This window comes from Rhodomicrobium vannielii ATCC 17100 (assembly GCF_000166055.1).
In the GTDB taxonomy this organism is placed as follows: domain Bacteria; phylum Pseudomonadota; class Alphaproteobacteria; order Rhizobiales; family Rhodomicrobiaceae; genus Rhodomicrobium; species Rhodomicrobium vannielii.
Genome location: NC_014664.1, coordinates 3,115,890 through 3,130,360 on the forward strand (window position 1 = coordinate 3,115,890; position 14,471 = coordinate 3,130,360).

At 62.9% G+C, this 14,471-nt stretch carries 10 protein-coding genes; 8 read left to right on the plus strand and 2 right to left on the minus strand.

Translation table 11 applies throughout. The features are described from left to right. The first annotated feature begins 68 nt into the window (after nucleotides 1-68). A complete protein-coding gene (locus RVAN_RS14380) occupies nucleotides 69-767 on the plus strand; it encodes a hypothetical protein (protein ID WP_013420437.1) in 699 nt (232 codons plus the stop codon). A 39-nt stretch (nucleotides 768-806) separates the two neighbouring features. On the opposite strand, the gene RVAN_RS14385 is transcribed toward RVAN_RS14380, so the two are convergent. After that, nucleotides 807-1,496: a YggS family pyridoxal phosphate-dependent enzyme gene (locus tag RVAN_RS14385; protein WP_013420438.1), complete on the minus strand. Its 690-nt coding sequence runs from the start codon at nucleotides 1,494-1,496 to the stop codon at nucleotides 807-809. Between the two features lie 87 nt (nucleotides 1,497-1,583). Here RVAN_RS14385 and leuS point away from each other — a divergent pair, with 87 nt between their 5' ends. From leuS to rpmG, 7 genes are all read left to right on the plus strand, one after another. Continuing rightward, nucleotides 1,584-4,196 carry a leucine--tRNA ligase gene (gene leuS / locus RVAN_RS14390; protein ID WP_013420439.1) on the plus strand — a complete coding sequence of 871 codons (2,613 nt, stop codon included), beginning with the start codon at nucleotides 1,584-1,586 and terminating at the stop codon, nucleotides 4,194-4,196. Continuing rightward, a complete protein-coding gene (locus RVAN_RS14395; protein WP_013420440.1) occupies nucleotides 4,183-4,749 on the plus strand; it encodes a hypothetical protein in 567 nt (188 codons plus the stop codon). Before leuS ends, RVAN_RS14395 begins: the two co-directional genes overlap by 14 nt. Before the next feature lie 113 nt (nucleotides 4,750-4,862). Further along, nucleotides 4,863-5,897, plus strand: coding sequence for a DNA polymerase III subunit delta (gene holA / locus RVAN_RS14400; protein WP_013420441.1), 1,035 nt, complete (start codon nucleotides 4,863-4,865; stop codon nucleotides 5,895-5,897). Nucleotides 5,898-5,949: 52 nt separating this feature from the next. Beyond that, a complete protein-coding gene (locus RVAN_RS14405) occupies nucleotides 5,950-7,206 on the plus strand; it encodes an adenosylmethionine--8-amino-7-oxononanoate transaminase (protein ID WP_013420442.1) in 1,257 nt (418 codons plus the stop codon). A 612-nt stretch (nucleotides 7,207-7,818) separates the two neighbouring features. Further along, nucleotides 7,819-10,608: a type I DNA topoisomerase gene (gene topA / locus RVAN_RS14410; protein ID WP_013420443.1), complete on the plus strand. Its 2,790-nt coding sequence runs from the start codon at nucleotides 7,819-7,821 to the stop codon at nucleotides 10,606-10,608. A gap of 23 nt (nucleotides 10,609-10,631) precedes the next feature. Further along, nucleotides 10,632-12,956: a ribonuclease R gene (rnr, locus tag RVAN_RS14415; protein ID WP_049779451.1), complete on the plus strand. Its 2,325-nt coding sequence runs from the start codon at nucleotides 10,632-10,634 to the stop codon at nucleotides 12,954-12,956. Nucleotides 12,957-13,205: 249 nt separating this feature from the next. Further along, nucleotides 13,206-13,373 (plus strand): 50S ribosomal protein L33, encoded by a 168-nt coding sequence (rpmG, locus tag RVAN_RS14420; RefSeq protein WP_013420445.1) that lies wholly within the window; start codon nucleotides 13,206-13,208, stop codon nucleotides 13,371-13,373. A 513-nt stretch (nucleotides 13,374-13,886) separates the two neighbouring features. Here rpmG and RVAN_RS14430 read toward each other — a convergent pair. Continuing rightward, nucleotides 13,887-14,264 carry a response regulator gene (locus tag RVAN_RS14430; RefSeq protein WP_013420446.1) on the minus strand — a complete coding sequence of 126 codons (378 nt, stop codon included), beginning with the start codon at nucleotides 14,262-14,264 and terminating at the stop codon, nucleotides 13,887-13,889. Between the last annotated feature and the right edge of the window lie 207 nt (nucleotides 14,265-14,471).

The window sequence follows — 14,471 nt, forward strand, 5'->3', positions numbered from 1 at the left end:
GTTTGCGCGGAGTCTCGCGCAGACCTCTGGATGATCGCCTCGGACTTAGCCAAGGGCTGAACGCAACGATGGCGCTCTGGACGATCAACCAGCCGCAAGATCACGACATCTATACGATCGTGTATCTCCTCAAGGATGCGCTGAAATCGGCAATCAGCGACGCATGGTTCTTCGAGAGAACCGCACTTCCCAAAGCCGACGTCAAAGGAGCCGGGCACGCTGAAATCGCCGCCCGGCTCGGCCGTTTCCGCGAAGGGTGCAAGACCTTCCAGGAACGCGAAGCGCTGATGCTGATGAAGATGATGCGCGCGCGGAACTGGGCTTCGGAATTGCGCAAGATCGCGCCCGATTTTCATGACGAGATCGAACAGATGCTGGAGGCCACGTCCGCTTGCGAGGCGTTGCAGGCGGAGTTCGTCCGCGATGCGCAGCGCATGTTCAACGGCGGCGGCTCGCTCTCGCGCTTCCTCTCACTGCGTCAGCCGGACCCGCGCAGCGCGCACCAGCCCATTCACGGCGGATCATATCTCGTGGGCGGGCGGACGGCGCTTTTCGAGTTGCGCACCGCATGCGAAGTGTTTCTGGCGCAGATCGACGAAGTGTTTTTCTCGGCCCGCGCTGAGGAGGTTTCGGACCTTCTGCCGGACCCCGCGCCCGTGCCCGCCGGCTTTCTTGAAGCGCCGAAGCATGAGGGGCCGCTAGCTTTGCCGCTCGCGCTGCTTGAGGATATGACGCCGGCCAAAGGCGACACGCCGCCGCTGCATTAAGCCTGTTCACGTCTGGGCGGACGCACAGGCATACGCCGCTCACCGCACCCCGAAAATCGCGGAGCCGACGCGCACAAGCGTCGCGCCCGCCGCGATGGCGGCCTCGAAGTCGCCGCTCATGCCCATGCTGAGATCGAGAAGCCCGAGTTCTTTTCGCAGCGCCGCCATCTTCTCGAAAAAGGGCACCGGATCGTCGTCGAACGGCGGAATGCACATCAGCCCCGCGATGGAAAGGCCGTATTCGCGCTCGCACTGGCGCACGAACGCGGCCGCTTCATCCGGCGCGATGCCCGCCTTCTGCGGCTCCTCGCCGATATTGACCTGCACGAACAGCTTCGGCGCGCGCCCCTGTTTCTGGATTTCCTGCGCCAGCGCCGCCGCGAGCTTCGGCCGGTCGACCGTCTCGATACAATCGAAGAACGCCACCGCCTCGCGCGCCTTGTTCGTCTGGATCGGGCCGATGACGTGCAACTCCGCGCGCGGAAATTCCTCGCGCAGCGGCGGCCATTTCCGCATCGCCTCCTGTATGCGATTTTCGCCAAAGAGCACGTGGCCTTGCCGTAGCACCGGCCGGATATGCTCGGCGTCGAAGGTTTTCGTCACCGCCACGAGCTTCACGGAAGCCGGATCGCGCCCCGCGTTCTGCGCCGCGCGCCACACGCGCTCGCGGATCGAAAGATATGCGTCTTCAACGGCGCTGGAATTGAACGGTTGATCGTCTGTGCTCATGTCGTCCGCTTCTCTTGACCGAGGCTCCCTTTCAACTTCATATCACGCAAACCTTTTTGCCGCGCTTTCGCGCGAGGAACATGACCCATGGCACAGGAACGCTACAACGCGCCGGAGCGCGAGAAACATTGGCAGGGGATTTGGGAAGAGCAACAGACTTTTCTCACCTCCACCGATCGCTCCAGGCCTAAATATTACGTGCTGGAGATGTTCCCCTACCCGTCCGGCCGCATCCATGTGGGCCACGTCCGCAACTACACGATGGGCGATGTCGTGGCGCGCTACAAGCGGGCGCGGGGCTTTAATGTGCTGCATCCCTTCGGGTGGGACGCGTTCGGTCTCCCGGCGGAGAACGCCGCCATCCAGAAGGGCATAAACCCGCGCGAATGGACCTACGAGAACATCGAAGCCATGCGCACGCAGTTGAAGCGTATAGGCCTGTCGCTCGACTGGACGCGCGAATTCGCCACCTGCGACCCCGAATATTACCATCAGCAGCAGCGCATCTTTCTCGCCTTCCGTGAGAAGGGGCTCGTCTACCGCAAGAAGAGCAAGGTGAACTGGGACCCGGTCGATCACACCGTGCTCGCGAACGAGCAGGTTATCGACGGTCGCGGCTGGCGCTCTGGCGCGCTCGTCGAGCAGAAAGAGCTGGCGCAATGGTTCTTCAAGATCACGCACTACGCTGACGATTTGCTCGATGGCCTCGATACGCTCGACAAGTGGCCCGACAAGGTGCGCCTCATGCAGCGGAACTGGATCGGCAAGAGCCAGGGCCTGCTCATGCGCTTCAACCTGTCCGGCGAAAAGGTGCCCGCCGATTTCGGAAGCGTGCAGGTATTCACCACGCGGCCCGACACGATCTTCGGCGCGAGCTTCATCGGCATCTCGCCCGAGCATCCGCTCGCGAAGGAACTCGCAAAGACGGACGCGAATCTCGCCGATTTCATCGAGGATTGTCGGCGCATCGGCACTGCGCAGGAGGACATCGACCGCGCGGAGAAGAAGGGCTACGACACCGGCATCGTGGCGGCGCATCCGTTCCGCTCCACCACCAAGCTGCCGGTCTATGTCGCGAACTTCATCCTGATGGACTACGGTACGGGCGCGATCTTCGGCTGCCCCGCGCATGACCAGCGCGACCTCGACTTCGCGCGGAAATATAATCTCAAGGTGAAGGCCGTTGTCATTCCGGACGACGCCGACCCGGCCGAGTTCAAGGTCGGCGACGAGGCTTATACCGGGCCGGGGCGGCTGCAAAACTCCTCCTTCCTCAACGGCATGTCCGTGGAAGATGCGAAGGAGGAAGTCGCTCAGCGTCTCGCCAAGCGCAACATGGGCGAGAAGAAAACCAGCTTCCGCCTTCGCGACTGGGGCGTGTCGCGCCAGCGCTACTGGGGCTGTCCGATCCCGGTCATCCATTGCGACAAGTGCGGCGTCGTGCCGGTGCCGGACGAGGATCTGCCGGTGCGCCTGCCGGACGACGTTTCCTTCGACAAGCCCGGCAACCCGCTGGATCATCATCCCACGTGGAAGCACGTCAAATGCCCGACCTGTGGCGGCAAGGCGACGCGGGAAACGGATACGTTCGACACCTTCGTGGATAGTTCGTGGTATTTCGCGCGCTTTACCGCGCCGCATGCCGCCGAGCCGGTGGAAAGCGCGCAGGCGGACTATTGGCTGCCCGTCGATCAGTATATCGGCGGCGTGGAGCACGCGATCCTGCATCTTCTCTATGCGCGGTTCTTCACGCGAGCGATGAAGGATTGCGGCTATCTTGGGCTTGCTGAGCCGTTCAATGCGCTATTCACGCAAGGCATGGTGCTGCACGAAACCTATTTCGACGAGAAGCAGAACTGGCTCGCCCCCGACGAGGTCAAGATCGAAACCGAGAACGGCGCGCGCAAGGCGTTCCGCATCGACGGCGGACAGGAGCCGATCAGCATCGGCAGCATCGAAAAGATGTCGAAGTCCAAGAAGAACACCATCGATCCCGACGTCTTCACGCAGCATTACGGCGCGGATGTTGCGCGCTGGTTCGTGCTGTCCGACAGCCCGCCGGAGCGCGATGTCGTCTGGACCGAGGAAGGCGTGCAGGGCGCGTGGCGGTTCACGCAGCGCGTCTGGCGGCTTTTGAACGAGGCGGAGCCGAGGCTTGCTGCGGCCGATGCGAAGGTGCCCGCTACGTTCTCCACGCCAGCGCAAGGGTTGCGCCGCGCCGCGCACAAGGGCCTCGCCGCCGTCGCGGAGGAGATCGAGGGGCTGCGCTTCAACCGTGCCATCGCGGCGGTCTACGAGTTCGCGAATGCGTTGCAGGCCGCGCTTCAGGACAAGAGCGCGGCGGGAGACGAGAGCTTCGGCTTCGCGCTGCGCGAGGCGAGCCTCTTCTTCGTGCACATGATCAACCCGATCATGCCGCACCTCGCCGAAGAGGGCTTTTCGCTGCTTGGCTACAACACGCTTCTCGCAAACGAACCTTGGCCGGAGGTTGAGCGAAGCTTGCTCGTTGACGATACCGTAACCATTGCCGTACAGGTGAACGGGAAACGCCGTGACGAGATCGTCGTGCCGCGCAACGCGGATCGCGCGGACCTCGAAGCGGCGGCGCTTCGCCTCGAAAGCGTCGCTCGGGCAGTGGACGGTAGGCCGATCAAAAAGGTGATCGTGGTTCCCGAAAGGATTGTCAATGTCGTGGCTTGAAATCTCGAAAAACGGCAATCGGCTTCGCAGGGGGGCAGGGCTTGCCGTGATCGCGGGTTTCCTCGCTTTCGGTTCAGCCGGGTGCGGGTTTCATCCGATGTACGGAACGCCGACGGCCGGCGGGCACGACCTCACCGAGATGATGAAGCGCGTCGAGATCGCCGCAATTTCGAGCCGCACAGGCCAGAAACTCCGCAACGAGCTTCTCTTCGGGACGACCGGAGGCGGCGGCACGCTTGCGCCCGTCTACCGCCTCGACATCGCGCTGCGCGAAAGCTATCGCAATACGCTCGTGACGCAGGCGGGCAATCCGACGGGCCGCATCTTGCAGCTCGACGCCGAGTTCCGCCTCGTTCGCCTCGCGGATAATGAAACCGTGTTCAAGGGCGCGAGCACGTCCGAAGCAGCGTACGACCTTGCGGGTTCGACGGGTAATGCGGGCTCGATCTATGGCGACACACGCGCCGCGCTCAACGCGCAGAACCGCGCAGCGCGCACGCTCGCGGACACGCTGAAGACGCGCCTCGCGGCTTATCTCTCTCGCGACGCGTAGGCGTAGGCACTGCACCCGGCGCGCGTCGTTCGACCAAGCGGGTTGACCAACGCGCAGGCTCGGCGCAAATTCGGGCGGCTGAAGCTCGTCTCTAACCGGGCCAGAAGTTTGCCATGGTCGCGCCAGGCGCCGCATCGCTCACCAAATTCCTCGCCGCTCCGCCGCCCGCGATAGGCGGCTTCCTGTTCTACGGCTCGGACGCGCTCCAGATCGCCGCGCGTGCCGAAGCCCTTAGCCGCGCGCTCCTGAAAAAGCTCGGTCCCGACGCCGAACTCGCCCGCTTGCACGACACCGACCTCGCAGCCGATCCCGACCGCGTCATAGTGGAACTGACCACGCGTTCGCTGTTCGGCGGAACGCGCATCGTCTGGCTGACGTCGCTACCAGCAAAGGCGCAGGCGATTGTGCAGGATGCCATCGCGCGGCCTTTCGACGGCGCCTTCCTCATCGCGCAAGCGCCGGATATGAAGAAGAGCCACAAGCTTGCGCAGAGCTTCGAGGCCGCGCCGTATCTCGCGGCGATCGCGTGCTATGGCGAAGATCGCGACAGCGTCGTCGCGGGGATCCGCCATCAGGCCGCCGAGGCCGGTTACGAGATCGATGGCGAAGCGGCGGCGCTCGTGGCGGCGCGCTGCGATTGTTCGGCGTTGCTCGCGCGCGCCGAAACCGAGAAACTCATCACCTATGCCGGAGAAGATCGCTGCATTACCGCCGCGCAGGTTGAAGACTGCTTGAACGATCAGCAGACCGCGGGCCTGTCCGACATCGTGGACGCGGCGCTTGACGGCGACGGCCGCAAGGCGATCCTAGCGTTCGAGCGCTATATGGCGGCGGAGGCGAATGTGTCGCCCGTCTTCGTGGTGCTCGCGTCGAGCCTGCTCCGTCTGCACGCGCTGCGCGCCGCCGTCGATGCGGGCGCTTCGCCGATGCAGGCCATCAAGGAGCTGCGACCGCCGGTGTTTTTCAAACAGCAGGATGCGCTCGCGGCCCAGGTGCGCAAATGGACGGTGCCTGCGTTGGCGGCGCGACTTGGCGACCTCAATGCCGCGCTGCGCGACACGCGCCTGAAGCCCGCGCTTGCCGAGGATATCGCCGCGCGCTTTCTGCTCACCGTCGCGAAGGAAGCGCGCGCCGCAAGCCGCCGATAGCCGAATGAGCGCGAATGGCCCGAACTGCGGCCGCGCTCGCAAGGAGCATGACATGACATCGCAATCGCCGATCTGGCACCCCTTCACGCAACACGCGCTTCAGCCCGTCATGACGAAGATCGCGCGAAGCGAGGGCGCGTGGCTCGAAACCGAGGATGGCCGCCGCATCTATGACGGCATCGCGTCGTGGTGGGTCATCACGCACGGGCACAATCATCCGCCCATCATGGAGGCGATCCGCGCGCAGGCGGGTGTGCTGGATCAGCTCATTTTCGCGGGCTTCACGCACGGACCGGCGGAGGAAGTGGCGCGACGGCTCGTCGAGATCGCGCCGGACGGGCTGGCGCACGTCTTTTTCTCGGATAGCGGCTCCACCTCGATTGAAGTCGCGCTGAAGATGGCGCTCGGCTTCTTTGTTCATCGCGGCGAGAAGCGGACGCGCGTGGTGGCGTTGGAGCACGCCTATCACGGCGACACCATCGGCTGCATGTCGGTGGGCGCGCGCGGCGTGTTCAACGATCCGTACGGGCCGCTGCTGTTCGAGGTCGAGCGCATTCCCTACCCCGCGCCAGGCCGCGAGCAGGAAGCGTTCGACGCGTTCGAGGCCGTGTGCCGCCGCGATCCGCCCGCCGCGATCATCGTGGAGCCGCTGATCCTCGGCTCCGGCGGCATGCTCTTTTATACGCCCGCCGCCCTGCGCGAGCTTCACCGCATCGCGAAGGCCTATGGCGTGCTCTTCATCGCCGACGAGGTGATGACGGGCTTCGGCCGCACGGGCACGCTGTTCGCGTGCGAGCAGGCGGGCATCGCGCCCGACATCATGTGCCTCGCGAAGGGGCTGACGGGCGGCGTTATCCCGCTGGCTGTGACGCTGGCAACGCACGAAATCTTCGAGGCGCATTATTCGCCGGACCGAGCGCGGATGTTCTTCCATTCGAGTTCGTTCACGGCGAACCCCATCGCTTGCGCAGCCGCTGCCGCGAATCTGCGGGTGTGGCGCGATGAGCCTGTGCGCGAGCGCATCGCTGGTCTCGTCGCGGCGCAGGCGGAGCGCGTGGCGCGGCTGAAGGATCACGCCGGTTTCGCCGACGCGCGCAGCCTCGGCACCATCGCGGCCATGGACCTGCGCGTGAAGGATGCGGGTTATCTCGCGGGCATCGCGCAGAAGCTGATGGAGTTTTTCCTGTCGCGCGGGCTGCTGCTTCGGCCGCTCGGCAACACGGTCTACATCATGCCGCCCTATTGCACGACGCCAAGCGAACTCGATGTGGTTTATGCCGCCATAGAGGAAGCCGCCGCGCTTGTGTGAGGGCAGGCAGAAGCTCTATCGCAGGTCGAGGTCGCCGAGCGTAACCGCGAGATGCTCGCAGAAAGCCGGGACAAGGCGGCGGTCGGCCGATAGGTCGCTCGTCGCCTGATAGGCCTGCGGGCGAAGGCTTGCGGTGGATGCGCGTTTCGAGCTTCACGGCGTGGATCACCCAAAGCTCCCCATCGTCGCCAATGGCGTGCCGATCTGCGCCATGGTGGGGAGTTTCTGTATCGGTTTCGATACAGGTTTCGCTCCGGGTGACGGGCCGTGTGTCCGACATCTGAACGCTTCAGGCTTGATTTATCGAGCGCGGTTGCGCATTACAAGCTTGATATCCGAATCTTGGAGAAGGCGATGGAAGCGACTGACCAAGGGAAGGGCTTCGGAATGGCACGCACTTGCAGGGAATGTCCTCTGTAGTCGACACCGGCAAAAAGCAAGACATCGCGGCGAGTTAGGGCGAGGAAAAACTCTCGCGCAGGCTTGATTGTTAGAGCGGAGAGGATCGGGTGCGCCGTTATGGTGCGGCTGTTCTACTCTTGAAGGATCGATATTTCCCGCCGACCTGATAAGCCCTCCAGGCTACGGCCTCATGAACAAGATCGCATCTCAATGAACATCGTTATCGTCGAAAGCGCCGCAAAGGCGAAAACTATCAACAAGTATCTGGGGGCCGATTACAAGGTCATCGCGTCGTACGGCCATGTGCGAGACCTGCCCGCGAAGGACGGCTCCGTCCTGCCGGATAACGACTTCGAAATGACGTGGGAGGTGGAGGCCGACTCCAACCGGATCGTCAACGAAATCGCCAAGGCCGTGAAGGGTGCGGATCGCCTCATTCTCGCAACCGACCCGGATCGCGAAGGCGAAGCCATTTCCTGGCACCTGCTGAAAATTCTGGAGCAGAAGCGCGCGCTGAACGGCGTGTCGGTGGAGCGCGTGGCGTTCAACGCGGTGACGAAGGACGCGATCCTCACCGCGATGAAGAACCCGCGCAAGATCGATGAGCCGCTGGTCGATGCCTATCTGGCGCGCCGCGCTCTCGATTATCTCGTCGGTTTCACCCTGTCGCCCGTGCTGTGGCGCAAGCTGCCCGGCGCTCGCTCGGCGGGGCGCGTGCAATCCGTGGCGCTGCGTCTCGTCGTTGACCGCGAGGCCGAAATCGAGGCCTTCCGAACCCGCGAATACTGGACGGTCGAAGCGGCGCTGAAGAACGGCGGCGGCGATGCGTTCACGGCGCGTCTCGTGGCGCGGGCCGGCAAGAAGCTCGACAAGTTCGACATTCCGAACGAGGCGCTGGCGCACGCTTACCGCGACGCGATCAAGGGCCAATCCTACCGCGTGGACAGCGTCGATGCGAAGGACCACAAGCGCAATCCGGCGCCGCCGTTCACCACCTCGTCGCTGCAACAGGAAGCGTCGCGCAAGCTCGGCCTTTCGCCGCGCCAGACGATGCAGATTGCGCAGAAGCTTTACGAGGGCATCGACATTGGCGGCGAGACGGTCGGTCTCATTACTTATATGAGAACGGACGGCGTGCAGATCGTGGGCGAGGCGATTGCGCAGGCTCGCGGCCAGATCGAGAGCCAGTTCGGCGCGCGCTATGTCCCGAGTGCGCCGCGCATCTACAAGACAAAGGCGAAGAACGCGCAGGAAGCGCACGAAGCCATCCGCCCGACCGACTTCGGCCGCCAACCGGACAAGCTGCGCGGCCTCTCGGCCGAAGAGGCGCGGCTCTACAAGCTGATCTGGCAGCGCGCTGTCGCGAGCCAGATGGCGAGCGCCGACATCGAACGCACTACGGCGGAAATTTCCGTGCCCGGCAAGGACGGCGTCCCCTATGGCGTGCGGGCTACCGGCTCCGTGGTTAAGTTCGACGGCTTCATGCGGCTCTACGAGGAAGGCCGCGACGACACCGACGACGAGGATTCGGCTCGCCTTCCCCCGCTGAAGCAGGGCGAGGCGCTGAAGGATTCGGGCGTCACCGCCGCACAGCACTTCACCGAGCCGCCGCCGCGCTATACCGAGGCGACGCTCATCCGCGAGATGGAGCGGCTCGGCATCGGCCGCCCGTCCACCTACGCGAGCACGATGGCCGTGCTCCGCGAGCGCGAATATGTGAAGCTCGAAAAGAAGCGGCTCGTCCCCGAGGACAAGGGGCGGCTCGTCACCACGTTCCTTGAGGCGTTCTTCAAGCGCTACGTGGAATATGACTTCACGGCCTATCTCGAAGACCGGCTCGACCAGATTTCCGACGGCAAGCTCGACTGGAAGGCGCTGCTGCGCGAGTTCTGGCAGGACTTCATCGGCGCGGTGACAGACATCAAGGATCTGCGCGTGACGCAGGTTCTCGACGCGCTGAACGAACTGCTCGGCCCGCACATCTTCCCCGCGAAGGAAGACGGCGGCGATCCGCGGCTATGCCCGCTCTGCAATCAGGGGCAATTGTCGCTGAAGATCGGCAAGTTCGGCGCGTTCGTCGGCTGCTCGAATTATCCCGAATGCCGCTACACGCGCCAGCTCAAGACCGGCGAGAACGGCAATGGCGACGGCGCCGCGCCAGCGGGCGACACTGTGCTCGGCAACGATCCCGAGACGGGGCTTGCCGTATGCCTGAAGAACGGGCGCTTCGGTCCGTATATCCAACTCGGTGAGGGCGGCGACGGCGAGAAGCCGAAGCGCGCGTCCATTCCGGGCGGCATGGGTCTCGCGGATGTGGACTTCGCCTATGCGCTGAAGCTTTTGGCGCTGCCGCGCGAGGTTGGCCCGCATCCCGAGACGCAGAAGACCATCATGGCGGGCTTCGGCCGCTACGGTCCCTATGTCGAGCATGACGGAAAATATGTGAAGATCGACGCGGAGGAGGTGTTCACCATCGGCCTCAACCGCGCCGTGACCGTGATCGCGGAAGGCGGCACCGGCGGCAAGGGCCGCGCCCCGAAGACCGAGCCGATCAAGGTTCTGGGCGAGCACCCGGAAAAAGGCGGCAAGATGGAAGTTCTCGCCGGGCGTTTCGGTCCCTATATAAAGTGGGGCAAGGTCAACGCGACGATCCCGAAGGGAACCGAGCCTCAAGACGTGACCGTTGACGAGGCAGTGCGGCTGATAGCGGCACGCATCGAAGCGGGCGACGGGAAGAAGGGGCGCGGCAAACCGACGAAATCCGCCAAGGCCCCTGCGAAAGAGAAGAAGCCCGCGAAGGCCAAGACCGCCGATGCGGGCGATGAGGCGGAAGCGCCGAAGAAGGCGAAGACCGCAGCACCGAAAAAGGCCGCAGCCAACGGCAAGGCGAAAAGCTCCGCGAAGGAGAAATCGGCCAAAGCCGACGAGGCGGACAAAAAGCCGAAAGCGAAAGCATCGGCGAAGAAGACAACATCCAAAGCGGCGGGCGGGACGACATGAGCCCACCACGCCAGAAAGACACTATGAAACTGAAAGAGAAGCGCGCCGACGTGGCGCGCTCGAAGACGCCGACCAAAGACGACATTCTTAAATTTATTCGTTCCTCGACCGGCAATATTGGCCGCCGCGAAATCGCCAGAGCCTTCGACATCAAGGGCTCGGATCGCATCGACCTCAAACGTATCCTGAAGGAACTGGCGGCGGACGGCCTCATCGCGGACACGCGGCGCCTCGTGAAGAAAGAGGCGCTGGCAAACGTCGCCGTGATTGTGGTCAAGACGCAGGACCGCGAAGGCGACCTCATCTGCGCGCCGCTTAACTGGAATGAGGATGAAGACGGCGCGCCGCCGCGCATTTTGCTGAACGTCACGCGCCGCTATGAAGGCGCGGCTATCGGCGTCGGCGATCACGTTCTTGCGCGCATCAGGCAAACGGGTGCCGGCGCGGATGCAGATGATGAGGGCGCGGAAGCGGCCGAGGACGCCAGCGGCTTTGCCTATCTCGCCTCGCCCATCAAGCGCCTGCCGCGCGAGCGCGCGCGCCAGCTCGGCATATTGCGCAAGTCGGGGAGCGGCTTCGTGGTCGAGTCCATCGACAAGAAAGACCTGAAGGAGTGGCCGGTCGCCGATGGCGAGATGGATGGCGCCGAAGAGGGCGAACTCGTCCGCTTCGAGACGCTGCGCGACTCGCGCACAAATCGCCCGTCCGCGCGCGTAACGGAGCGCATCGGCCATCCGAAGGCCGAAAAGGCCGTCAGCCTCATCGCGATCCACAATCACGGGCTTCGCGATGTGTTCGGCGAGGACGTGCTGGTTGAGCTTGAGCGCTTGCCGGAAGCGACGATGTCGCACCGCGAAGACCTCACGCGCGTGCCGCTCATCACCATCGATCCCTTCGACGCGAAAGACCACGACGACGCCGTTTGGGCCGCGCCCGACACCGACCCCGCCAACGAAGGTGGCTCGGTCGTCATCGTCGCCATTGCGGACGTCTCCTTTTATATTCGCCCCGGCTCCGCGCTCGACGAAGAAGCGCTGCTTCGCGGCAACTCGGTCTATTTCCCCGACCGCGTCGTGCCGATGCTACCGGAGAAGCTCTCGAACGGGCTTTGTTCGTTGCGCGAGAACGAGCTTCGGCCGTGCCTGGCGGTGCGCATCACCTTCGACCGCGACGGCAAGAAGATCGCTCAGCGCTTCTCGCGCGCGATGATGCGCTCGGCGGCCAAGCTGTCATATCAAGAGGCGCAGGCGGCCATTGACGGCAGCCCGAACGCCAGAACCAAGCCGCTGCTTGAGCCGATCCTGAAGCCGCTCTGGGCTGTATACGAGGTGCTGAAGGAAGCACGCAATCGTCGCGCGCCGTTGGACCTGGACTTGCCGGAACGCAAGATTGTTCTCGATGAGCGCGGGCTCGTGTTGAAGGTCATCATTCCCGAGCGGCTGGAAGCGCATCGGCTCATCGAGGAATTCATGATCCAGGCGAATGTCGCCGCCGCCGAGGCGCTGGAGGCCAGGAAGTCGCCGCTCATCTATCGCGTGCACGACGCGCCGTCGTCCGAAAAGCTGGTTGCGCTGAGCGAGTTTCTCGCGAGCATCGGCGTCAACGCGGGCAAGACGAGCTTCAACCGCCCCGGCCAGTTCAATCGCGTGCTGACGAAGGCGATCGGCACGGAGCACGAGGAAATCCTGAACGAGGTGGTGCTGCGCTCTCAGGCGCAGGCCGAGTACCGCCCCGGCAATATCGGTCATTTCGGCCTGAATCTGCGCCGCTACGCGCATTTCACCTCGCCGATCCGCCGTTATGCCGATCTTGTCGTGCATCGCGCGCTCGTCAGCGCGTTCGGCCTGGGCGAGGGCGGATTGTCCGACGCCGAGAAGACGAAGCTCGACGCAATCGCGGAAAACATTTCGCAGAGCGAGCGCAAGGCCATGTCGGCCGAGCGCGAGACGGTGGACCGCCTCATCGCGATGCATCTGGCAGAACGCGTCGGCGAGACATTCAAGGCGCGCGTGTCGGGCGTGACGCGCTTCGGCCTGTTCGTGAAGCTGCTCGATACCGGCGCGGATGGCTTCGTGCCCATGGCGACGCTCGGTCGCGACTTTTACAAGCACCTCGAAAACCTGCACGCCATCGTCGGCGAGCGCACGGGCGAGAGCTTCCGCCTCGGCGACCGCGTCGATGTGAAACTCGTGGAGGCGAACCCGGCTGCGGGCGCGCTGCGGTTCGACATGGTGAGCGATGGCAAGTTTTCAGCCGCGCTCGCGAAGGTCGGGCGAAAGCGCGGCGGCGGCAAGCCAGCGCGAGCCGAGGGGCGCAAGCCCGGCAAGGGCGCGAAGGGCCGCCGCTAAAGCTGTGTGCCGGGGCGGCTGCTTCGTCGGCCGGGGATGTCCTGCAAGAACCCATAAGTCCCGGCAACCGGCGCGAGTGGAGATGGATCTATGCCCTTTTTGGAGAAGGCGTTTCAATCGTAAATGGAAAAAAGTTGCAGGAAGCTCGTAGTTTTCAACTGAAATGATTTAAAGTCGCTGCCGGGGTTGACAGCGGGACTCAAGGCGGGCACTTTCTGCGCTCGATTGGGGAGAAGTTTCGGACGTATCATGGCAAAACCAGTAACACAGAAAATCAAATTGGTGAGCACGGCGGGTACCGGCTACTATTACGTTACCAAGAAGAACCCGCGCAATTTGACCGAGAAGCTTGCGCTCAAGAAGTACGATCCCGTGGTCAAGCATCACGTGGAATTCAAGGAAGCGAAGATCAAGTAGCGACGGCCGCGCTAGCCGCGGCTTCGCGTTTCCTGCTCGAATTTTTCATCAGAAATGAAGAGATGATCAGCTCCGCAACCATCGGCAGCGGGGTAAGTCCGATTATGATGCGGAGCTGATCTGAGCGCCATCGGATCAAGAGGGCGTGATCCAACGTGCTATTGCCCGAAACCATCATGTTTGCGACGACAAGAGGCTTCGGTCGTATGCCCTACGGACCCAGGAGATGCGGCGGACCCGAGCACTCCGCAGGGTAACTGCTTATAAGTAAGAGGAAACACTCGATTTTTGCAAGGCAAGAATGACATCGTTCTGCCTAACTCGTCGGATTTAGCGCTTCTCCTCCTTAACGCTTTGAAAACATCGCCTGCCCTTTTGATGGGCAACTCAAGCTTGTCTGCAAGCGCTTGTTAAACAACACATTTCCGTTCTATAGGAAATAATCCTCGAAAAGCACTGCATTTTTCGGCGGGGCCACCCACAACCCGAGTTTTCCCCGTTATCCCCAGCCTTCTATGACAAATTCGTCGGAATGAATTGACGAATCGTTTCGAGAAAGCGCGAAACGGAAATTGGTTTTGACACATAGGCTTCGCAACCGCCCTCGCGGATGCGTTCCTCGTCGCCCTTCATCGCGAAGGCTGTGACCGCCACGATCGGAATGTGTCGCAGGCTATCGTCTTCCTTTAGCCATTTTGTGACGTCGAGACCCGAAACTTCGGGAAGCTGAATATCCATGACAATGAGGTCCGGCCGATGCTTGCGCGCGAGCGCAATCGCGTCGATCCCGTTTCTTGTCTGGAGCGTGGTGTAGCCATGCGCTTCGAGAAGATCGTGAAAGAGCTTCATGTTGAGCTCATTATCTTCGACGATCAGGATGGTTTTCCCCATGGCGCCCTTGCTCGATTTGGGCCGAAGGCCTTGCGGCAATACCGGCGCCGGATGCCTCTGCGGTCTTTGTCGTTTCAGATATGTGTTCGGGCGCATGGGCTTTTTTTTTCAAATACCATCAGCCCGGGCATAATTGCGCGAAAGAGTTAATAAAGTTTGATCGCCTTTCAGACCAATAGAATAATTTGCGTGGCTGGAGCGGAGCCG